General features: G+C 63.0%; 19 protein-coding genes. 11 read left to right on the top strand and 8 right to left on the bottom strand.

The features are described from left to right. Positions 1–265: 265 nt before the first annotated feature. A complete protein-coding gene (gene gntR / locus NX775_RS06275; RefSeq protein ID WP_258835216.1) occupies positions 266–1,294 on the top strand; it encodes an HTH-type transcriptional regulator GntR in 1,029 nt (342 codons plus the stop codon). A gap of 6 nt (positions 1,295–1,300) precedes the next feature. Here gntR and cynS read toward each other — a convergent pair whose 3' ends face one another. Next, complete coding sequence (cynS, locus tag NX775_RS06270) at positions 1,301–1,750, bottom strand: cyanase (RefSeq protein WP_258835215.1); 450 nt, start codon at positions 1,748–1,750, stop codon at positions 1,301–1,303. A 234-nt stretch (positions 1,751–1,984) separates the two neighbouring features. On the opposite strand from cynS, the gene NX775_RS06265 reads away from it, so the two are divergent. Both NX775_RS06265 and NX775_RS06260 read left to right on the top strand, forming a co-directional pair. Beyond that, on the top strand, positions 1,985–2,497 hold the full coding sequence (locus NX775_RS06265) for a gluconokinase (RefSeq protein WP_258835214.1): 513 nt from the start codon (positions 1,985–1,987) through the stop codon (positions 2,495–2,497). A gap of 301 nt (positions 2,498–2,798) precedes the next feature. Further along, on the top strand, positions 2,799–4,580 hold the full coding sequence (locus tag NX775_RS06260; RefSeq protein ID WP_258835213.1) for a glycoside hydrolase family 16 protein: 1,782 nt from the start codon (positions 2,799–2,801) through the stop codon (positions 4,578–4,580). Between the two features lies 1 nt (position 4,581). Here the strand turns inward: NX775_RS06260 and NX775_RS06255 are convergent, their stop codons facing one another. Beyond that, the gene (locus NX775_RS06255; RefSeq protein ID WP_258835212.1) at positions 4,582–6,951 is read right to left on the bottom strand and encodes a GH36-type glycosyl hydrolase domain-containing protein; all 2,370 of its coding nucleotides are present in this window, start codon (positions 6,949–6,951) and stop codon (positions 4,582–4,584) included. Further along, positions 6,948–8,324, bottom strand: a complete 1,377-nt coding sequence (locus NX775_RS06250; protein ID WP_258835211.1) for an MFS transporter — start codon at positions 8,322–8,324, stop codon at positions 6,948–6,950. The genes NX775_RS06255 and NX775_RS06250 overlap by 4 nt, the downstream gene beginning before the upstream one ends. 235 nt (positions 8,325–8,559) lie before the next feature. Between NX775_RS06250 and NX775_RS06245 the strand changes: the two genes are divergently transcribed. After that, positions 8,560–9,852: a DUF2254 domain-containing protein gene (locus tag NX775_RS06245; RefSeq protein WP_258835210.1), complete on the top strand. Its 1,293-nt coding sequence runs from the start codon at positions 8,560–8,562 to the stop codon at positions 9,850–9,852. A gap of 21 nt (positions 9,853–9,873) precedes the next feature. On the opposite strand, the gene NX775_RS06240 is transcribed toward NX775_RS06245, so the two are convergent. Further along, the gene (locus NX775_RS06240; protein ID WP_258835209.1) at positions 9,874–11,211 is read right to left on the bottom strand and encodes an MFS transporter; all 1,338 of its coding nucleotides are present in this window, start codon (positions 11,209–11,211) and stop codon (positions 9,874–9,876) included. Positions 11,212–11,570: 359 nt separating this feature from the next. Further along, a complete protein-coding gene (locus NX775_RS06235; protein ID WP_258835208.1) occupies positions 11,571–13,382 on the bottom strand; it encodes a methyl-accepting chemotaxis protein in 1,812 nt (603 codons plus the stop codon). 286 nt (positions 13,383–13,668) lie between these two features. On the opposite strand from NX775_RS06235, the gene pyrG reads away from it, so the two are divergent. From pyrG to NX775_RS06210, 5 genes are all read left to right on the top strand, one after another. Continuing rightward, complete coding sequence (gene pyrG, locus NX775_RS06230) at positions 13,669–15,366, top strand: CTP synthase (RefSeq protein WP_258835207.1); 1,698 nt, start codon at positions 13,669–13,671, stop codon at positions 15,364–15,366. Further along, on the top strand, positions 15,363–16,217 hold the full coding sequence (kdsA, locus tag NX775_RS06225) for a 3-deoxy-8-phosphooctulonate synthase (protein ID WP_183555582.1): 855 nt from the start codon (positions 15,363–15,365) through the stop codon (positions 16,215–16,217). The genes pyrG and kdsA overlap by 4 nt, the downstream gene beginning before the upstream one ends. Before the next feature lie 97 nt (positions 16,218–16,314). After that, complete coding sequence (eno, locus tag NX775_RS06220; protein WP_258835206.1) at positions 16,315–17,601, top strand: phosphopyruvate hydratase; 1,287 nt, start codon at positions 16,315–16,317, stop codon at positions 17,599–17,601. A gap of 74 nt (positions 17,602–17,675) precedes the next feature. Beyond that, positions 17,676–18,035 carry a cell division protein FtsB gene (ftsB, locus tag NX775_RS06215; protein ID WP_258835205.1) on the top strand — a complete coding sequence of 120 codons (360 nt, stop codon included), beginning with the start codon at positions 17,676–17,678 and terminating at the stop codon, positions 18,033–18,035. 10 nt (positions 18,036–18,045) lie between these two features. Beyond that, positions 18,046–18,321, top strand: coding sequence for a helix-turn-helix domain-containing transcriptional regulator (locus NX775_RS06210; RefSeq protein ID WP_258835204.1), 276 nt, complete (start codon positions 18,046–18,048; stop codon positions 18,319–18,321). A gap of 188 nt (positions 18,322–18,509) precedes the next feature. Here NX775_RS06210 and NX775_RS06205 read toward each other — a convergent pair whose 3' ends face one another. Next, complete coding sequence (locus NX775_RS06205) at positions 18,510–19,025, bottom strand: Dps family protein (RefSeq protein WP_183555578.1); 516 nt, start codon at positions 19,023–19,025, stop codon at positions 18,510–18,512. 236 nt (positions 19,026–19,261) lie between these two features. On the opposite strand from NX775_RS06205, the gene NX775_RS06200 reads away from it, so the two are divergent. Further along, positions 19,262–19,660 (top strand): VOC family protein, encoded by a 399-nt coding sequence (locus NX775_RS06200; protein WP_258835203.1) that lies wholly within the window; start codon positions 19,262–19,264, stop codon positions 19,658–19,660. 27 nt (positions 19,661–19,687) lie between these two features. Here the strand turns inward: NX775_RS06200 and hslO are convergent, their stop codons facing one another. Both hslO and NX775_RS06190 read right to left on the bottom strand, forming a co-directional pair. Continuing rightward, a complete protein-coding gene (gene hslO, locus NX775_RS06195; protein WP_258835202.1) occupies positions 19,688–20,668 on the bottom strand; it encodes an Hsp33 family molecular chaperone HslO in 981 nt (326 codons plus the stop codon). Positions 20,669–20,671: 3 nt separating this feature from the next. Next, positions 20,672–21,196 (bottom strand): gamma carbonic anhydrase family protein, encoded by a 525-nt coding sequence (locus NX775_RS06190; RefSeq protein ID WP_258835201.1) that lies wholly within the window; start codon positions 21,194–21,196, stop codon positions 20,672–20,674. Between the two features lie 163 nt (positions 21,197–21,359). Here NX775_RS06190 and NX775_RS06185 point away from each other — a divergent pair, with 163 nt between their 5' ends. Next, positions 21,360–22,247, top strand: a complete 888-nt coding sequence (locus tag NX775_RS06185; RefSeq protein WP_258835200.1) for an alpha/beta fold hydrolase — start codon at positions 21,360–21,362, stop codon at positions 22,245–22,247. The last annotated feature ends 19 nt before the right edge of the window (positions 22,248–22,266 follow it).

Genomic DNA, 22,266 nt, shown 5'->3' with positions numbered 1-22,266 from the left:
TGACATTCGGACACGGCCTCAGCCTTAGTCACTTCTAGCCGGGGTCAGGTATGACATTCGGACACGGCCTCAGCCTTAGTCACGTCCAAAGTGTCTTGCCTAGTATTAGCATGGCCCTGTGTCAGCTAGTTTGGACTACTCGACTGTCGAGATCGTGTCCGAATGTCAGACCTGACCCCGGCTTTTTCTCTGGTCGCCAACTTTCCTGTAGCGGCAGGCCGCTGCATTGATAGAATGGTCATTGCGTAAATATCACGGGAACAGCATGGACAAGACAAGCCGAAGCCGGGGCAGGGGGACGGGGCGCGCGACGCTCGAGCAGGTTGCGGGCATGGCTGGCGTGTCGATCATGACGGCCTCGCGCGCACTGAGCCAGCCGAAGCTGGTGTCCGAGGCCACGCGCATCAAGGTCGAGCAAGCCGTGGCCGAACTGGGTTACGTGCCCAATCGCGCCGCGCGGGCGCTGGCCTCGTCGCAGTCGCACGTGATCGTGGTGCTGGTGCCGTCGCTGTCGAATGCCGTGTTCACTGCCGTCCTCGAGGGCATCCACGACGCCGTCGCGCCCGGCCAGTACCAGCTCCTGATCGGCAATACCTATTATTCGCAGCTCGAAGAAGAAAAGCTGCTGCGCACCTATCTGCAGTCGAACCCCGACGGCATCCTGTTCTCGAGCCAGGTGCGCAGCCCCGCCGTGGCCAAGATGCTGGCGGCATCGAAGGTGCCGGCGGTCGCCATGATGGACCTGTCCGATGACCCGGCCGTGCTGTCGGTCGGCTTTTCGCAGTACGAGGCCGGCATGGCCATGACGCGCCACCTGATCGCCAAGGGCTACACACGCATCGGCTTCATCGGCGCGCAGCTCGACGAGCGCACGCTGCGCCGCGCCGATGGCTACCGCGCCGCGATGGCGACGGCGGGCCTGGCCGATCCTGGCCTGGAGTTGATGGTGCCGGAACGCTCGACGATCGCGCTGGGCGCCGGCCTGATGGCGCAACTGATGGCGCTGCGGCCCGACTGCGACGCCGTCTTTTGCTGCAACGATGACTTGGCCCACGGCGCCGTGTTCCACTGCCAGCGGCAAGGCATCCGCATCCCGCAGGACATCGCGGTATGCGGCTTCAATGACTTGCCCGCATCGGCCTGGATGATGCCGTCACTGACGACGGTCGACACGCCGCGCTACCAGATCGGCTTCGAAGCCGCCGGCCTGCTGCTGCAGGTGATCAAGGGCGAAGAGCCGGCCGAGCGGCGCATCGACCTTGGCTTCACGCTGCGCGACCGCGAGAGCGCATAAGCGGGATCAGTAGGATTTATAGGGCAGGAATTTGCCCGACAAGACCACGTTCACGCGGTCGCCTTTCGGGTCTTCGGTGCGCTGGATATCCATCGAAAAATCGATGGCGCTCATGATGCCGTCGCCGAATTCTTCGTGGATCAGTTCCTTGATCGTGGTGCCGTACACGCTGACGAGCTCATACCAGCGGTAGATCAGCGGATCGGTCGGCACGGCTGTCGGCAGCGAGCCTTTGTACGGCACGATCTGCAGCCAGGCGATCGCTTCGTCGGACAGTTCGAACAGCTTGCCGACTGCTTCGGCCTGTAGCTTGGTCAGCGTCATCTGGCCCAGGCAGGCGGCGGTGGTCCATTCCTTCGACAGGCCCGTGGCCTCGGTCACGTCGCGCCATTTGATGCCCTTGCGGACTTTCGCGGATACGATCAGTTTGGTGACATCTTCACGGCATGAAATCATGTTGGCTGCTCCAGAAAGTGGTGGGAATCTACGTTCACGCATTACTTCAGCAAGGCGCGTGCCATGCACGAAGTCGATGAAGAAGCAGACCGACCAGCAAGAAGTTTGTACCGAGCCGGCGAAATACGCACCGCGCAGGCGCAGCCGCTCGAATTGGGTGCACGGCCGGCGGGTTTACATTTCCAGGCCGCGAGCGCACAATCGCGGTATATTTGTTAGCGGTAACATAAGGCAATGACGACAGAACCAACGAGCGATAACAAGGGAACGGCCTGGGTCATCATGGGCGTGAGTGGCTGCGGCAAGAGCCAGATCGGCGCGCGCCTGGGCAACCAGCTCGGCGTGGAATTCATCGAGGGCGATGCCTACCACTCCGACGTGAACATCGCCCGGATGTCGGCTGGTACGCCGCTGACCGACGACGACCGCCACGACTGGCTCGTGACGCTGCGTGACCTGCTGGCCAGGCGTGAGGGCGGGGCGGTGCTGTCATGCTCGTCGCTCAAGCGCAGCTACCGCGACCTGCTGCGGGGCGCCGGCGGCGACGTACGCTTCGTGCACCTGGCCGGCGAGCGCAGCCTGCTGGCCGAGCGCGTCAGCAACCGCCCCGGCCACTACATGCCGCCATCGCTGCTCGACAGCCAGCTGGCAACGCTCGAACCCCTGCAGCCGGACGAAGCGGGCATCACGCTCGACATCCGCGATACCCCGGCGCAGCTGGTGTCGCAGATTCTCGCCCGCGCCTAGGCGAACAGGCACACGCTCGTCCATCACTGGCGCCGCTTGGGCGCCGGTTACCTGTCTTCACCATCACCACGTACGTCACCGTCTAACCAGCAAAAGTATGCGCACCGGGTAATCTCTGCGTGCCATGCAGATCTGTTTGACGCACCCCAAAAATCGGACTATATTTTTCACACGATATTGGAAAGGTTTCCAACTCGGTATCCCGCATCAAAACCATTCGAGACCAACGCAAAGTTGGCGGCGTGTGGCACGGCAATCCGGCACGGCCACATTTTCTTGTCGTGAGAAAAGAGGAGTCAACGTGAGTCACCTACACCAGCAATACCGCTCCAAATGGAAGCCTTTCCAGATGCTTGTCGCCGGCCTCGCGCTGTCGTGGAGCGCGCAAGCCACCGCCAGCGTTACCAACCCCGTCATCGGCCAGCTGCTGTGGTCCGAAGAGTTCAATGGCACCAGCGTGAATACCGGCGTCTGGAACCTGCAGGACGGGAACGGTTGCCAGATCGGCCTGTGCGGCTACGGCAACGCCGAGCTGCAGTACTACAGCCCCAACAACGCCACCATCGCCAACGTGCCGTTCGAATCGGGCACGCGCGCGCTGGCGATCCAGGCGCGCAGCCAGACCGTGGGCAGCAATCTGTTCACGTCGGCGCGGCTCGACTCGCGCAACAAGGTGCAGGTGCAGTACGGGATGATCGAGGTGCGCATGGCCACGCCGAACCTGGGCACCGGCCTGTGGCCCGCTGCCTGGCTGCTGGGCGTGAGCCCGCAGACCTGGCCGCGCAACGGCGAGATCGACATGATGGAGATGGGACACAAGGCCGCGGCGCGGGCCGAAGGCGGGGCGCCGTCGTCCAACCACTTCGTCGGTGCCAACGTGATCACCTGGCAGCAGGCTGCCTGCGTGTCCGGCAACGAGAGCTGCGCCGCATCGACCGCGTGGCAGACCGATAACTGGCACGTGCCGACCACGTCGCTGGCAAACCGTTTCGTCACCTACCGCTTCTACTGGACCGAGAGCGAAATGCGCTTCTCGGTCGTCGACAACGGCGTCGAACACAATCTGTACAACGCGCCGCTGCCGGTCAATTCGAGCGCGCTGCAGGCGCCGTTCTACCTGCTGCTGAACATGGCCGTGGGCGGCAACTTCACCGATGCGGCCAATGCCAGCCAGGTCACGGCGCCGCTGCCGGGCACGATGTATGTCGACTATGTGCGCGTGTACCAGCTCGATGGCAAGGGGCAGGTCAAGCTGGGCAACCAGAGCGCGCCCGAAGTGGCGGGCAAGTTCGGCATCTTCACCGATAACACGGCGGTCACTGCCAAGCTGGTAGCGGGCACCAGTTCCGACATCTTCCTGTGGAATGCCGCGTCCAGCGGCGCCGGCAACACGGCGCCGTACGAAGGCAGCAACGTCATCGCCTGGAACTACACGGCGCCCGGCCAGTGGTTCGGCGGCGGCATCCAGGCGCGTCAGGTGCGCGACCTGTCGAACTACCGCACCAACGGCACGGTCAAGTTTCGCATCAAGATCCCCGCCAACGTGGGCTTCCGGATCGGGGTGGGCGACACGTTCACCAACCAGAACTGGGTGAACTTCCCGGCCAACACCACTGCCTATGGCCTCGTGCGCAACGGTGGGTGGGCGCAGGCATCGATCCCGGTGTCGACGCTGCTCGGGCCCCTGGTGGCGGCGCAGTCGCTGTACGACATCTTCATGATCTCGAGTATCGACGGCAGTCTGCCCACATCCAGCTTCCAGTTCGCGCTCGACGATATCGTCTGGGAGTCGGGCGGTGGCGGCACCACGACGCCGCCAGCGCAGACCGGGCCGACATCGGTGAGCCAGACGTCATCGACGATGCTGCAGTTCCGCACCACCACCGGCAGCTGGGCCGACGTGCACTACACGGTCAACAACGGGCCGCAGCAGAACGTGCGCATGCAGCTGGCCAATGGCGTGAACACCTTCACGGCGGGCGGTCTGGCGATCGGCAACGTGGTGCGCTACACCGTCACGTACTGGGACACGGCGCGCAACGCTGCCGTCGATACGACGCAGCAGACCTACACGATGCAGTGATCTAGGGCACCAGCACCTGCAGGCGATACCTGCGGCCCGCGTCGATCTTGTCGATGCGGGCCGCAGCCAGTTCGACGCCGTCGCACGTCACCGTCACGCGATCGACCGCGCCGCGCCGGATATCCACCTCGAACGTCGCACCGCGGAAGCGCCGCGTGACCGTCATGCCGGGCCAGCCGGATGGCAGTTGCGGATTGACCGTCAAGCCATTCGCATCACCCTTCAAGCCACACAGGCCTTCGATCAGGCAGCGATACACCCAGGCCACGGTGCCCGTGTTGAACAACTGGCTCGAGCGCCCGGCGGTGCGCGGGTACTCGTGGTACGCGCCGCGGTAGTAGTTGGGGATGAATACCGGCAACTGGCCGCGCTGCAGATAGTCGGCCAGGTCCGGGCCGGGAATCATCTTGCGCAGCGCGTCGAAGGCGCGGTCGGACTCGCCGATCGTGTACAGGCTGAAGATGTAGAACACGGCGGCGTGGTTGTAGACTGCACCATTCTCGGCCGAGCCGGGATGCTTTTGCGTGACGCGGCCGATGTCTTCGCGCATGGCGCTGTAGGGCGGGGCGAACATTTGCACGCCGTAGGGTGTCTTCAGTTGTGCGTCGATCTCGGGCAGCATCTGTGCGCGCTGCGCGTCGTTTGCGGCGCCCGACAAAAATGCCCAGCTTTGCGGGTTCAGGTAGATGCGGCCTTCGGTATCGGCCGCGACGCCAAACTTGACGTCGTCGTCGGTGATGCCGCGTGCGAACCAGCTGCCATCCCACAGGTGCGCGTTGGCAGAGGCGTTCATGGCCGCTGCGCCATCGCGGTAGCGCGCCTGCATCGCCTCATCATCGCGCGCGGCGCAGACATCGGCCCACAGGTTCAGCGCGTACGCTGCCGCCACAGTCAGCCAGCCCGAGACACCGCGGCCCTTGTAGCCGACCATGTTCATCGGATCGCACCAGTCGCCCTGTTCGATGTAGGAGAGGCCCCGTGCATCGCGGCGCTCCAGCAGCCAGTCCATCGCCAGGCAGATGCGCTCGAACGCAGATTTGACGTCGCCGCCGTGCGCGGGGACCGGCATGTCAAGGATGGCCGCGTCGCCTGTTTCATCGAGATAGGCTTGCAGGCATACCGGCAGCCAGACGCAGTGGTCGGTGTGCGGGATCTGGTTGATGTATTTGAGTTCAGCGCCTTCGAACAGCAGGATACCGTCCGGCATGGCGCCATTTTCTTCCTGCTGGCTCAGCGCGTGCAGGAAGGCAGCACGGGCAGCGGCCGGCTTGACGAACACCATGCCCATATTGTCCTGCAGGTAGTTGCGGGTCTGCGGGTCGGTGCTGAGACGATTGACGTCGCCGTGGTAATACACCTGGCGCGCCAGCCACGTGTTGACGAAATTATCCAGCTCGGGGTCAGGCGTGGCGATCTGCAGCACACCGTCGCCCTCGGCGATGTAGGCGGCGTAGTCGCGGGCGGCGCTGGCGAAGCCTTCTTCGCTCAGGTAGCGCTGGCGCAGCTGGGCAATCTCGGCGTCATCGAACGCCGGGCCAAACAGCAAGCGGCGCGTGGCAGCCTCGCCGGGCTCCAGGGTCAGGCGGTACTGGACGACGGCGGCTGGCGTTTCGTAGCGCGCGTCGCCGCAGGGCAGCAGCGCGGGCGTCAGCGTCGATGGCGCATGCAGGCCGCCTTCGCCTTCGAACACTTTTTGCCCGGTTTCCCAGGCATCGGGTGCTTGCTCGCACAGCAGCACCGTGCGGTCTTTCAGCAGGCGGTTCTTGAAAAAGTCATCCAGCTTCTGGTACGGCGTGATGCAGGTTGCGACGATGCCGCCCAGGTCGTGCCGGTACTCGGCCGACTGGTTCATCCACGACATGTAGCCGACCGTGAAGTACGGGTAGATGCTGATGCGGCGCGGGCGCTCCGACAAATTGGTGACGGCCACGGTCCACAGTTCGGCCACGTCGTCGACCGGCAGCGCGAGCGTCAGATCGATGCGGATGCCGAGCTTTTCGATCGTCCATTGCAGGTCGGTGCGCCCGACCGAGAACGCATAGCGATCAAGGCCGCCGCGCACCGGTTCATACGGCGCCGAGAACAGCTCGCCCGTGTCTTCGTCCTTCACGTACACGAAGCGGCCCGGATGGTGGGCATAGTAATTCTGCTCCGGCTGCATGAACGATTTTGCTTCCATGTTCGGGCCGTGCGAGTACTTGCCGGGTTCGGGCTGCATGAACTGCGCGGTGGCGTAGCCGCGGCAGGTCGTCTGGATCATCATCCTGCGGTTCCACAGGAAGCCGCCTGCCTGCGGCATGGCGGTCGGGCTGGTGAGCACATAGCGGTCGTCTTGCGGGTACAGCATCGGGGCAATCTCCATTGGAATCATGGCGCCGCCTTGCGCGCGGCCAGTTCGGCGCCCATGCGCGCCAGGGCCTTGGCGTCGAGGTTATACAAGCACATCACCAGCACGGCCACCAGCGCAAAGGCGGCCGGCACGAACGACATCAGCCAGACGATGCCGGCCTGCGAGCCGACGCTCTGCGCCGCGTTGGGCACGTAGCCGAGCCAGGTAAAGACGGCGCCGATGACGCTGACCGCCACCGCGGTGCCGAGCTTTTGCGAGAAGGTCGCGGCGGCGAAGGTCATCGCGGTGGCGCGCCGGCCGGTGCGCCATTCGTTGTAGTCGGCGGTATCGGCATACATCGAGAACGCCAGCGGCGACTTGGGCCCGAGCACGAAGCCCAGGCCCGCCTGCAGCACGAACATCAGGTCGATCCGGTCGGCCGGGATCAGGAAGAACAGCGACGACAGCACGGCGGTGCAGCTCATCAACAGGATCATCAACAGCTTCTTGTCGATGAAGCGCGTAAGCAGCGGCGTGCAGGCCGCGCCGACGGCGGCAAACACCATATAGGTCGGCACGAAAGTCGCCATCAGCTCGGGGCGGCCCACGACGTACTTGAAGTAGTAGGCCGAGGTCGTGGTGCGCAGCGTGATCGTCACCATGATCACCAGGGCCAGCACGAACAGCACGACCCAGGGCCGGTTGGACGCCAGGTCGCGGATGTCGCGCCAGACGTCGTTCTTCTGGCCGGGCGGGGGCAGCACGCGCTCACGGGTATTGAGAAAGGTAATCAGGAACATGACCGATGCCGCCACGCTCCATGCAAGCATGGTCAGCTGCCAGCCACGCACGTCGTCACCGGCGCCGAGCCATGCCACCATCGCCGGTGTGGCGGCTGTGACGAGCGTGCTGCCGGCGAAGGCAAAGATGAAGCGCAGGCCGTTGATCGTCGAGCGCTCCTGCGGGTCGTTCGAGATCACGCCGGAGAGCGCGTTGTAGGGAATGTTCACGCAGGTGTAACAGACCATCATCGCCAGATAACTGCCGTAGGCCCACAGCAGCTTGCCGTTGGCGTCCAGGTCGGGCGTGGTGTAGGTAAGCACGGCTGCTGCGCCAAGGGGGATCGACATCCAGATCAGGTAGGGGCGGAACTTGCCGAAGCGGGTATTGGTGCGGTCGGCAAAGGCGCCGATCACGGGGTCGGTGAAGGCGTTGATCAGCTTGATCGAGGCGAGCAGGGTGGCCGCCTGCGCCGCCGAGATCCCGAAAGTGTCGGTATAAAAGATCAGCAGGAAGGTGGCGATATTGGCCCAATAAAAATTGAAGCCCATGTCGGCCACGCCATAGCTGATCTTTTCTCGCCAGGCGAGGTTGCCGCCCGTCGCCACAGGTGTCTCAGGCCCGCGCTTGAACATTGATTGTCTCCAGATATTTTTATAGTGATGCCAGCATTAAGTGATAACGCTAACATCGGGCAAGTATGGCGCTGCCTTGATGGCGTGTCAACACACCGCAACGTGCCAACGAGCCGTACTGAAATATGGTGGTTTTGATCATTGCTCTACACTGCCGGGGCAACCTGCGACGACACGCTTTGACTAGAGGAGTTGACTGACCACCATGATCCTGCCGGCCCGAATGCAATTTCTGATGAACCGCCTGCGCGAGCGCCTGTGGGTCAAGCCCATGATCGCCTGCGTTTTATCCGTTGCCGGCGTGGCGCTGGCGCACCTGGTCGACAGCATCCCGATCGACTGGAAGGTGCCGGAAATCGCGCAAGGCTCGATCGTCGACCTGCTCAAGGTGATCGCCGCCAGCATGCTGGGCGTCGCGACGTTTGCCGTCGCGTCGATGGTGGCCGCGTATGCGTCGACCGGGCAGTCGGCCACCGAGCGCGCGTTTCCGCTCGTGATCGCCGATGACGTTTCGCAGAACGCGCTGTCGATCTTTGTCGGCGCCTTCATCTTCGCCATCATCGGCCTGAGTGCAACGACCAACGATTACTTTGGCAAGCCAGGCCGCTTCACCCTGTTCGTGTTGACCCTGCTCACGCTGGTGATCGTCGTGCTCGTGTTCGTGCGCTGGGTCGACAGCATCGCCCGCCTGGGGCGCCTGGGCGCCGTCATTGCCAGGGTCGAACGTGCGGCCGCCGAAGCGATGGCGCGCCGCACCCGGCTGCCTTGCATGGGCGGCATGGTGGCCTTCGGGCCACCGGCCGGCCTGGCCTTTCACAGCTTGGCGAGCGGCTACCTGCAGCGGGTGGACATGGATGCCCTGCAGCGCATTGCCGCCGAACGCAAGCTGCGCATCACGCTGGCGGTTGCACCCGGCGCGCTGATCGTCTGCTCGCGCCCCATCGGTTACGTGCTGCCCGATGGGCAAGACGCTGGCACGATCGAACCGGACCTGATCGCCAAGGCATTTACCATCGGACCCCTGCGCCAGTTCGACGAAGACCCGGGCTTCGGGCTGGTCGTGCTGACCGAAATCGGCAGCCGCGCGCTGTCCCCCGGTATCAACGATCCGGGCACCGCCATCGTCGTGCTCAACGCGGTCTACCGGATCTTCGATGCATGGACCCATCCCGATTTCGGCGTAGAGCCGGACCATGACCGCGTCGAGGTGCCGCCGCTGTCGCTGGACGACATGTTCAACGATATCTTCCCGCCGCTGGCCCGCGATGGCGCCGGAGTGCTGGAAATTGCGCTGCACCTGCAGTGGGTGTGCGGCGAGCTGGGTCGCTGCGGCGATCCGCATCTGCGCGCCGTGGCGCAGCGCCAGGCTGACGAGGCCCTGGCGCGGTCGGCGGCTGCCCTGGATTTTGCGCCGGACCTGGCGCAACTGCGCCGCCGGCACGCCGACTACTGGGAACCGTTTGATGCACAGCATGTAGCTCACCATGCCGAATTCGCGCGGTATGAGAACGCGGCCAGTAATGCCTGACCGCGTTGGGGTCTGATCCTGTCAGTGCGCGGGTGCGGCTGAAACCGATGCCACCTGCGTCGCCGCGCGTTTGGCGGTCTTCTCGTCACGCAGTTCTTCCGGATCGCGCAGCGGAATCATCAGGAACGCACTAAGCGCATACAGCCCGGCAAAGATCCAGATGATCCCCGCCACGCCCAGCGACGCGCTGAAGATGGCAACAATGGCCGGCCCGACCCAGGTCGATGCACCCGCGCCCAGGCTCAGCACCGACAAAGCGGCGGCGCGGTTTTTTGGCACCAAGAGCGGCATCAGCGCTGACAGGGGCACGAAGCCGCCCAGCGTCATGCCGTACATCGCACCGAACAGCGCGGCGATGTAGAAGTTACCGATGAACAGCTGCGGCATGTAGAAGAACAGCGGCGTCGTGATGGCGCTGCCGACGGCGCCCATCCAGATCACCGTGTTGCGGAGGCCAAAGCGGGTGGCCAGGCGGCTCGAGATGATGTTGCCGGCAATATTGGCGACAAAGATGACGGTGACCAGGCGCAGCCACTGCTCCAGCGTGAAGCCGATCACCTCCATGAAGAAGCCCGGCAGCACGATGAAGAAACCGAACATCGATGCGGTATTGATAGTGCGCACCACGCCGCTGAGCGAGGTCTTCGGTTCTTCCCACATGATCGAGACGCTGCCCATCAGTGACGTCAATGGTTTTTCACCGACTGGCGCCAGGCGCTTCGTGCCAGCGGCATCCTTCACGCACAGCAGGGCCAGCGCGGCGCCGGCAATCACCAGAACCAGCGACAGCCAGAACGTGGCCAGCGCGCCGATCAGCGGTACCGAGAAACTGGCGACTAAAGCGCCGAGGGTCGGCAGGCCAGCCGCATAGGCCACCCAGAACCAGCCCATCGCCAGGCCCAGCTTCTTGGCCGGCGTGGCGGCCACGATCCAGACCAGGAAGCCGTAGGCAAACAGCGGATAGCCGAAGCCGCGCAGAGCGTAGCCGGCCAACATCATCGGATAGCTCATCTGGCCGACGCCGAATGTCAGGAACACCACCTGGAACACGACCCAGATACCGGCGCCGATCAGCATGACTTTCTTCGGCCCCCAGATATTCGACAGCGCACCGGCACACCAGGAACCGATTGCCACCGTCACGCCATACACGGTGAACAGGACCGCAATGTCGGCTTCAACCATGTTTTTCTGGGCCAGGTAAGGCGCCAGATAACCAAGCTCGACGCCATCGCCGATCATGAAGACCAGCAGGCCGACGAAGCCCCACAGCAGTGAGCGGGGAATCCCGAGCTTGTCGCACAGCCTGTCGAGGATGTCCGGTTGGGAAGAGGGGAGATGTGGCGATGCCGTTGGCATGCGGTTTTTTGTTGGAGACAAATTAGCACCTGCAAAATCGTGGCGTTCGTGAACGCGATGGGCGACCCGGAAGGGGCGAAGTGCGCGCAGCGGGGGCGCGTAATTGGGCAGTTCCGGAGAGGAACTCAGGGCAAGGATGCCCGTGACATGCCGTGGGAACGGCAAGCAGCGACACGTGACCGCGCCATTGCGTAAGACCGGAGTTGATCTTGTCAAATAGTATCACATTTGCACAAATGTGTTAACTTGTTAGTGAATTTCGTGCGGATGTGCGACGTTGTTGAAAGATACGATCAGAATGCAAAAAACCGCCGTGCCCGGAGCGGGGACGGCGGTTTTTGCTGGCAGCAGCTGGAAGCTTAAAACTCTTCCCATTCCGCTTCATTCATCTTGGTCGTGGCGACCGGCTTGCTCGTTGGCTTGACGGTCGGCTTGCTGGCTGGTTTCGTTGCCTGCTTTTTAGCGGACTTGCTGACTGGCTCTTCGGCAGGCGTAGCAGCAGGCACCGCAGCAGACACCACAGCAGGCTTGGCCGCCGCACGCGGCACCGGCTTGCTCAGCGCCGGGCGTGCCGGTGGCGGACGCTTGACGGGCGCGCTCACCACGACCGGGGTCGTGTGCGCGGCATCGAGCTTGAACACATCGACCACCTGCGCCAGGCGCTTGGCCTGATCCTGCAGCGACGCGGTGGCGGCAGTGGCTTCTTCGACCAGTGCGGCGTTCTGCTGGGTCGCGTTGTCCATCTGGCCCATGGCCTGGTTGACCTGGTCGATGCCGGTGATCTGCTCCTGGCTGGCCGACGAGATCTCGCCCATGATGTCCGTCACGCGGCGGATCGAGTCCACCACTTCGCGCATCGTCGCGCCGGTCTGGTCGACCAGTTTGGTGCCGGTGTCGACTTTGTCGACCGAGTCGCCAATGAGGCCCTTGATTTCCTTGGCCGCCGCCGCCGAACGCTGCGCCAGCGTGCGCACTTCGGACGCCACGACGGCAAAGCCACGGCCCTGCTCGCCGGCGCGCGCTGCTTCAACGGCAGCGTTCAGGGCCAGAATATTGGTCTGGAACGCGATGCCGTCGATGACGCTGATGATGTCGACGATTTTGCGCGACGACTCGTTGATCGAGCCCATCGTGGCGACGACCTGGTCGACCGAGGCGCCGGCCTGCGTCGCGACGCTCGAGGCGGCGATCGCCAGCTGGTTGGCCTGGCGCGCATTGTCGGCGTTCTGGCGCACGGTGCCCGTCAGTTCTTCCATCGAGGCGGCGGTTTCTTCCAGCGCGGCGGCCTGCTGTTCGGTGCGGCTCGACAGGTCGAAACTGCCGGCGGCGATTTCGCCTGAGGCGCCGCTGATGGTCTGGGTGCCGGTACGCACTTCGTCGACGATCTTGGCCAGGCTGGCATTCATATTGCCCAGCGCGCGCAGCAGGGCGCCGGTTTCATCGCTGGCGCTGCTGTCGATGCGTACGGTCAGGTCGCCAGCGGCGACTTGTTCGGCAGCCTGCACGGCGCGGCGCAGCGGCCGGGTGATCGAACGGGTCAGCAGCCAGGCGAAGACGCCACCCAGCAGCAGGGCGCCGGCTGCCAGCGAGCCGATGACGACCTTGCCACGTGCGGCAGTGCCGGCAATCATTGCCGCGCTGTCGCTGATATGTTTCTGTTGCAGGTTGACTAGGTCATGGACGCGCTCTTCATACGCCTTGGCGGCCGGCGTGAATTGCTGGTTCAGGATCTGTTCAGCCAGTTCGGTATTGCCATCGGCCTTGGCCTTGATGGCGCCGTCGCGCGCCTTGCTGTAAGCGGTGCGGTGCTCCATCACCGACTTGAACAGGGCCGTTTCTTCGTCACCGCTGATCAACGGTTCGATCTTCTTGACCAGATCGGCCGACAGCTTGCCGGTGGCGGCCGCGTCTTCCTTGAAGTAGGCGGTCAGCGAGCCATCGCTGCTCTTGACGATGGCGGCGGTGCGGCGCACGGCGGCAAAAATCTGCGTGTACCACTCGGCGATCATGCGTTCTTTCGCCAGTGGCTCGGCCAGAATGATTTGCGTTTCCTGCGCGACCTGGTTCAGCCGCCAGACGCCGACGGTCGCGATAATGACCGTCATCATGAGGGTCAGCGCGAACCCGGCTGCCAGTCGCGTGCCGATATTGAGTTTGATAAAGTTGCCCATGTGTGATCTGCGTGAAATGTGTGAATGTGGTGCTGTCCGGCACCGGCGAAAAGGTAACAAGCGGCTATGTTGACCGGTATGCCATTGACTTGAAGCTTGACGTTACTGGCTCCGATTATTGCCCAACTGAAACAAAAAAGCACTCAGAATGGGTGGTTATTCGTGATTTTGTGATCGGCCAGCGACAGTCTTGCCAGAGAAGTTAACGCCTTGATATGAGGCGATATTTGCCGCTTTAAGGTATAATTTCTATTTCCCGCGTGTGCCGTTCGGCACCATCAGCACAATGACCAAATTCGTATTCGTCACTGGCGGCGTCGTCTCTTCCCTGGGCAAAGGGATTGCAGCCGCCTCCCTCGCCGCAATCCTCGAGAGCCGCGGTCTCAAAGTCACCATGCTCAAGCTCGATCCGTACATCAACGTCGATCCGGGCACCATGAGTCCAACCCAGCACGGCGAAGTGTTCGTCACCGACGACGGCGCCGAGACTGACCTCGACCTTGGCCACTACGAGCGTTTCATCAGCACCCGCATGAAAAAGGTGAATAATTTCACCACGGGTCAGATCTATGAATCGGTGATCCGCAAGGAACGTCGTGGCGAATACCTCGGCAAGACCGTGCAGGTGATCCCGCACATCACCAACGAGATCCAGGATTACATCCGTCGCGGCGCCGAAGGCGTCGACGTGGCGCTGGTCGAAATCGGCGGCACCGTGGGCGACATCGAGTCGCTGCCGTTCCTTGAAGCCGCCCGCCAGCTGTCGCTGCGTTCGGGCCGCAAGGGCGCCGCCTTCGTGCACCTGACGCTCGTGCCGTTCATCGCCTCGGCCGGCGAACTCAAGACCAAGCCGACCCAGCACAGCGTGCAGAAGCTGCGCGAAATCGGCATCTCGCCTAACGCGCTGCTGTGCCGCGCCGACCGCCCGATCCCGGACGACGAACGCGCCAAGATTTCGCTGTTCGCCAACGTCGAAGAGCAGGCCGTCATTTCGGTGTGGGACGTCGACACCATCTACAAAGTGCCGCAAGTGCTGTGCGACCAAGGCCTGGATGACATCATCCTCGAAGCACTCGGCCTGGAAGCACCAAAAGCCGACCTGTCGATGTGGACCAAGCTGATTCACACGCTCGAGAATCCGAAGCACGAAGTCACGATCGGCATGGTCGGCAAGTACGTCGACCTGATCGAGTCGTACAAGTCGCTGACCGAAGCGCTGCGCCACGCCGGCATCCACACCGAAAGCCGCGTCAACATCGAGTACCTCGACTCCGAAGAAATCGAAACCCGTGGCTGCGACCACCTGGCCAAGTACGATGCGATCCTGGTGCCGGGCGGCTTCGGCAAGCGCGGCGTCGAAGGCAAGATCGCCGCTGCCCGCTATGCCCGCGAAAACAAGATCCCGTACCTGGGCATTTGCCTCGGTATGCAGGTCGCGCTGATCGAGTACGCACGCAATATGGCGGGCCTGGCCAACGCCAACTCGACCGAATTCGATCCGGAAACCGACCAGCCGGTCGTGGCCCTGATCACCGAGTGGCAGAACCACGACGGCAAGGTCGAAAAGCGCGACACCAACTCGAACCTGGGCGGCACGATGCGCCTGGGCGCGCAGACCTGCGCTGTCAACCCGGGTACGCTGGCCGCCGAAATCTACGGCAACGTCGTCACCGAGCGTCACCGTCACCGCTACGAAGGCAACAACCACTACCTGCCAAAGGTCGAGGCTGCTGGCCTGACCGTGTCGGCACGTACGCCGAACGAAGACCTGTGCGAAATCATGGAACTGCCACGCACCGGCGCGAACTCGCACCCATGGTATATGGGCGTGCAGTTCCACCCGGAGTTCAAGTCGACGCCGCGTAACGGCCACCCGCTGTTCACGTCGTTCATCAAGGCCGCCCTGGCGCACCAGGCATCGAACACCAACACTGCCGCCAACGTTGAACTGGCCGCACCAGCACTCCAAGGAGACGCAGCATGAAACTCGCCGGATTCGACGTCGGCCTCGAGCACCCGATCTTTCTGATCGCCGGCACCTGCGTGATCGAATCGCGCCAGATGGCGATGGACACGGCGGGCACGCTCAAGGAAATCACCGCGGCACTGGGTATTCCGTTCATCTACAAATCGTCGTTCGACAAGGCCAATCGCTCGTCGGGCAAATCGTTCCGTGGTCCCGGCATCGAGAAAGGCCTCGAGATCCTGGCCGACGTGCGCCGCGAAATCGGCGTGCCGGTGCTGACCGACGTGCACGATGCCGAGATGATCCCGCATGTCGCGAGCATCGTCGACGTGCTGCAAACGCCGGCGTTCCTGTGCCGCCAGACCGACTTCATCAACGCCTGCGCGCGTTCGGGCAAGCCGGTCAATATCAAGAAGGGCCAGTTCCTGGCCCCGGGCGACATGAAGAACGTCATCGACAAGGCGCGCGCCGCTGCGCGCGACGCCGGCCTCGAAGAAGACAATTTCATGGCCTGCGAGCGCGGCGCCTCGTTCGGCTACAACAACCTGGTGTCGGACATGCGTGGCCTGGCCATCATGCGCGAATCGAACTGCCCGGTGGTGTTCGATGCGACCCACTCGGTGCAGCTGCCGGGCGGGCAGGGCACGTCGTCGGGCGGCCAGCGCGAGCACATCCCTGTGCTGTCGCGCGCCGCCGTGGCGTCGGGCATTGCCGGCCTGTTCATGGAAACGCACCCGGATCCGGCCAATGCGATGTCGGATGGCCCGAACGCGGTGCCGCTGGCGCGCATGAAAGAGCTCCTGACGACCCTGGTCGAGATCGACCGCGTCGTCAAGAAGTCGCCGTTCCTGGAATTCGACTTCAAGTAACCGTTCAGGTTTGGATGCACCGTGTTGCGGGTATCCCTGAGGGACCCGGAGCACGGTGGTCCCCCCAAGATTACCTACCTTCTGGAGACTGAGAAACATGAGTGCTATCGTTGATATCATCGGCCGCGAAATCCTGGATTCCCGCGGTAACCCTACCGTTGAATGCGACGTCCTGCTCGAATCGGGCGTGATGGGCCGCGCGGCAGTGCCGTCAGGCGCATCGACCGGCTCGCGCGAAGCGATCGAACTGCGTGACGGCGATCCGAAGCGCTACTTCGGCAAAGGCGTGCTGCAAGCCTGCGAAAATATCAACACCGAGATCTCCGAAGCGATCATGGGCCTGGACGCGAACGAGCAAGCGTTCCTGGACCGCACCCTGATCGATCTCGACGGCACCGAAAACAAGAGCCGCCTGGGCGCCAACGCCATGCTGGCCGTGTCGATGGCCGTGGCCAAGGCCGCCGCTGAAGAAGCAGGCCTGCCGCTGTACCGCTACTTCGGCGGTTCGGGCGCGATGCAGATGCCGGTGCCGATGATGAACGTCATCAACGGTGGCGCGCACGCCGACAACAACCTGGATATCCAGGAGTTCATGATCATCCCGATCGGCGCCCCATCGTTCAAGGAAGCCATCCGCTACGGCGCCGAGGTGTTCCACACGCTCAAGAAAATCCTGCATGCGCGCGGCCTGAACACGGCAGTCGGCGACGAAGGCGGTTTCGCCCCGTCGGTGGCCAACCATGAAGAAGCCATCAAGCTGATCATGGAAGCGATCGAACAGGCCGGCTACGTCGCCGGCCAGGATATCGCACTGGGCCTCGATTGCGCCGCCAGCGAGTTCTACAAGGATGGCCGTTACGTGCTGGAAGGCGAAGGCGGCCTGAGCCTGTCGGCAGCCGACTTCACCAACATGCTCGCGACCTGGTGCGACAAGTACCCGATCATCTCGATCGAAGACGCGATGCACGAAGGCGACTGGGAAGGCTGGGCTACCCTGACCGCCGCACTGGGAAAGAAGGTCCAGCTGGTGGGCGACGACCTGTTCGTCACCAACACCAAGATCCTGAAAGAGGGCATCCAGAAGGGCATCGCCAACTCGATCCTCATCAAGATCAACCAGATCGGCACCCTGACCGAAACGTTCGCCGCCATCGAGATGGCCAAGCGCGCCGGCTACACCGCCGTGATCTCGCACCGCTCGGGCGAAACCGAAGATTCGACCATCGCCGATATCGCGGTGGGCCTGAACGCGCTGCAGATCAAGACCGGTTCGCTGTCGCGTTCGGACCGCATGGCCAAGTACAACCAGTTGCTGCGCATCGAGGAAGACCTGGGCGACATCGCCAGCTACCCGGGCCGTGACGCGTTCTACAACCTGAAGTAATCCCCTGGGGCCGGCGCGCGGGATGGGACCATCCCACCCGCGCGTCGGCTTTTTCATCTCCTTCGTTTTTCACCATGCGCCTGATCACGATTGCCCTGGCCGTTCTGCTCGTGCTGATCCAGTATCCCCTCTGGCTTGGCAAAGGCGGCTGGCTGTCCGTGGCCGACATGCAGAACCAGGTTGAAACCACGCGCATCAAGACCGAGCAGCTCGCCGCGCGCAACAGCAAGCTCGATTCCGAAGTCGATGACCTGACCGAAGGTACGGGCGCCGTCGAAGAGCGTGCGCGCTACGACCTGGGCATGATCAAGCAGAACGAGATTTTCGTGCAGGTGCTGCGCAAGAATGAAATCCCGGTCGAATCGATGACCGTGCCGCCACCACCACCGCCGCCGAAACCGGGCGCCAAGCCCACCGGCGCTGCCGCACACTGAACCTATCAACATGACCGAAGAAACTACCCCGATCGATCCCGCCAGCCTCGATTCGCTCGACGCGATCGCAGACTGCCTGGCCGAAGCGTTCGAAGATGGCGATGGCGCCGTGATTACCGCAGCCCTGCAGGCAGTGGCGCAAGCGCCCGCCCTGGGCGAACTGGCTGCCAGCGTGGGCATGCCGCGCGACGCGCTGCAGGCGGCAATGACGGCAGGGGAGTTCGATATGGATCTCACGCTCGAGATCATGAAGGTCGTCGACCTGCACATGAGTGGCGGGAAGTAAGACGCTTCGCCACGCACACAAAAAAACGTCGTTCCCGCGAAGGCGGGAACCCAAGTTTGCATGCAGACCAGTTACTTTTAAGGTTACCGGCTGCGCGACGTGCTTGGGTTCCAGCCTTCGCTGGAACGACGTTTCTACGCTAACTCATTGAGCGCGACTACAGCGGCCTGCAAAGGCCGCGTTAATGCTTACTCTTTCGACTGCGACGATGCGTCGCCCTGCTCGTGGCCTGCGCCTTGCTCCAGGAATGCGCGCAGCATCCATGCATTTTTCTCGTGCACTTCCATGCGGGTCGACAGCATGTCGGCGGTCGGGAAATCGTCGATTTCGTCAGCAATACGCACGGCAGCGCGCGCGGTGCGGATCACGGCTTCCTGGCCTTCGACCAGTTGACGGATCATCTCTTTGGCCGACGGCACGTCGGTTTCTTCGGTGATGGTCGACAGTTCCACATAACGCTTGTAGGTGCCTGGTGCGAAGTGGCCCAGTGCGCGGATACGCTCGGCGATATCGTCCAGTGCGGTCCACAGTTCGGTGTACTGCTCCTGGAACATCACGTGCAGGGTCTGGAACATCGGACCGGTCACGTTCCAGTGGAAGTTGTGGGTCTTCAGGTACAGCATGTAGCTGTCGGCCAGGACGGTCGAGAGCGATTCGACGATTTTTGCGCGGTCTTCGGTGTTGATGCCAATATCGATGTTCATGTGTATTTCTCCATTAGTCAGTGAGATGTATTTGGTGCCACTGTCTGAAAATGCAACAGTATCAAACAAACATCAGCTTATCACTTCGCGCAAAAAGTCGAAGTCCGCATGAATTCCTGAAATCGGGGCAATACAGGGGCGCGCAACGCTGCTACCTTCGAGGGTGTGTCGATGAAAGTGCGCCACGGTGCGTGGCATGGATGCGTGATCCCATCGTTTGTCAGACTGGAGCCATCATGAACAATCAGGTCATCTTCAACCTTGCGGTCAGCGATCTGGACCGGTCCAAGGCATTCTTTGCCGGCCTTGGCTTTCACTTCAAGCCGCAATACAGTAGCGACAACACGGCCTACATGGTCGTCGTCGACGACTGCATCCACGCCATGCTGATGACCGAGGCCTTCTTCGCTTCGCTGATCGATAAACCCGTGGCGTCGGCGCATCAGGCCAACGAGGTGATTATTTGCCTGAGTTGCGAGAGCCGCGAAGAACTCGAAGGACTGATCGCCCGGGCGCGCGCTGCGGGCGCCCGTATTCCGCATCCGCTGGAAGACCACGGTTTCATGGTCGACCAGGGATTCGAAGACCTCGATGGTCATCTGTGGAATCTGGTGTGGATGGCGCCGCAGCCCTGATGGACTACGGCGCTTCAGGACATTGCTTTAGTGCGTGCTGCCGCTCGGCGGAATCAAGGTCTGGGCTGCGGTATCGACGGCAAACAGCTGCGCGCAATCGACCTTGTCGAACGAGTAGTGCTTGCCGCAGAAATCGCAGTTGATGCCCAGTTCGCCCAGCTCGTCCAGCGCCGTTTCCACCTCCTGCTGGCCCAGCATCTTGAGCATGTTGCCGACCTTTTCGCGGTTGCAGCTGCAGTGGAACTGCGGGTGCATCGGATCGAACACGCGGATCGTCTCTTCCCAGAACAGGCGGTGCAGCAGCGTCGAGATGTCGGTCGACAGCAGCTCTTCGTGCTTGAGCGTGCCGCCCAGCGCGGCAGCGCGGTTCCAGGTTTCCAGGTCTTCCGCTTCGGATGCCTGCTTGGTCTGGTCTTCGGCGCCGCTGTGACGTGGCAGCTTTTGCAGCAGCATGCCGCGCGCCACCTTGTCGTCGGCCGCGACCCACAGGCGCGTGTCGAGCTGTTCCGAGCGCAGCATGTAGTTTTCGATGACGGTGGCGACGTCGTCGCCGTCCAGCGGCACGATGCCCTGGTAAGGCTGCTGGCCCGGCATCTTTTCGAGCGGGTCGAGCGTGATCACGAAGCGGCCCGTGCCTTGCACATTGACCAGCTGGCCGAGTGTCGCGTCGTCGGTGACGTCGACGTCCGGCGCCAGCTTGGCCGTGGCGCGCATGCGCAGGTCGGCGTCGCATTCGACGACGAGCAGGCGCACCGGGCCATCGCCGTGAATCTGCATCACGATCGAGCCGTTGAACTTGAGGTTGGCCGACAGCAGGGCGCAGGCGGCCACCATTTCGCCCAGCACCGAGCGCACCGCTTTCGGATAGCCGTGACGGGCCTGGATCTCGCGCCAGGTGTCGGAAATTTCGACCAGCTCGCCGCGCACGGCGGCGTTGTCGAAGATGAATTTTTGCAGCGTGTCGCCGGTGGTGCTCGTGATGTCAAGCGTGGTGTCTGGTGTCGTCATTCTTTATCCGATTCTCTTTAGCTGTGTATTGAATAGCTGGCCTCGCGCGACATAGCTCGCGGCATTGCCCTGCAGGCGCAGCAGGTCTTCTTGTGTCAGTGTCCGCACCACTTTCGCGGGCGAACCCAGGATCAGTGAGTGATCGGGAAATGTCTTGTTCTCGGTGACCAGCGCGCCGGCGCCGACCAGGCAACCCTTGCCGATGCGGGCGCCGTTGAGGATCACCGCGCCGATGCCGATCAGCGAGCCGTCGCCGACCATGCAACCGTGCAGCATGGCCTGGTGGCCGATCGTCACGCCCTGGCCGATGTCGAGCGGATAGCCCATATCGGTATGCATCACCGTGCCTTCCTGCACATTGCTGTTTTCGCCAATGGTGATGCGTTCGTTGTCGCCCCGCAGCGTGGCCCCGAACCACACCGACGTGTTGGCCGCCAGCGTGACCTTGCCGATCAGCGTGGCCGAATCGGCGACAAACGCCGACGGATCGATCTCGGGTGCATGTTCGCCCAGCTGGTAAATGGCCATGGATGCGCTCGCAGAAGGTTGGAATGGCGCTATTTTACCGCCCCATGCCCCGGGCAGCGCCGGCTTCGCCATCGCCCGAAGACCGGCAGATGGGGCCACGCTGCGCGAATTCAACGGGCCGGCGATATAATTGCCTGAACGATCGTACTTTTTTCGAGGCCTCATGAAACTTTCACGTTCAGAATTTGTCACCGTGCGCGGCCTGCGCCTTCACGTGCGCCATTGGGGGAACGAGGGTGCGCCCAAGCTGTTCATGCTGCACGGCTGGATGGACGTGGCGGCCTCGTTCCAGTTCGTTGTCGATGCCCTGGCGGGCGACTGGCACGTGATCGCACCCGACTGGCGCGGCTTCGGGCACAGCGACCGTTCGGGCGCCGATACCTACTGGTTCCCGGATTACGTGGCTGACCTCGATGCGCTGCTCGACCGGTTTGCCCCGGACCAGGCCGTGAACCTGCTCGGGCACAGCATGGGCGGCAATATCGCCGGCCTGTACGCTGGCGTGCGGCCCCACCGCGTCGGCAAGCTGATCAATCTGGAAGGTTTCGGCCTGCCGGGCACGAAGGCGGCCCAGTATCCGAAACGGCTGGCCAACTGGCTCGACGAATTGCGCGCGCCACCCGAGATGCGCGGCTATGCGAGCCTCGACGAAGTGGCGGCGCGCCTGCGCAAGACCAATCCGCGCCTGTCGTATGAGCGTTCGAGCTTTCTCGCTGCCCACTGGTCCGAGCAGGACCGCGATGGCCAGTGGCGCATTCTGGGCGATCCGGCGCACAAGATGACGGGCCCGCTGCTGTACCACGTCGACGAAATGATGGCGGCGTGGTCGGCCATCACCGCACCGGTGCTGTGGGTCGAGGCCGAGGACACCGATATGTGGCGCTGGATGGGCGCGAAGGAGCAGGCGCGCGCCGAGGTCGACCGCCGCATGGGCTATCTGAAGCACGTCACGGCGCGCATGGTGCCGCAGGCGGGCCACATGCTGCACCACGACCAGCCGGAATTGCTGACGCGCATGATCGAAGACTTCCTCGCTGCGCCGGCAGATTGATGCGCGTACAATGGAGCGT

The sequence above is a fragment of the Massilia aurea genome, assembly GCF_024753205.1.
Classification (GTDB): Bacteria; Pseudomonadota; Gammaproteobacteria; order Burkholderiales; family Burkholderiaceae_D; genus Telluria; species Telluria aurea.
The sequence above is the reverse complement of the archived record's forward strand: the minus strand, read 5'-3'. Positions and strand labels throughout refer to the sequence as shown.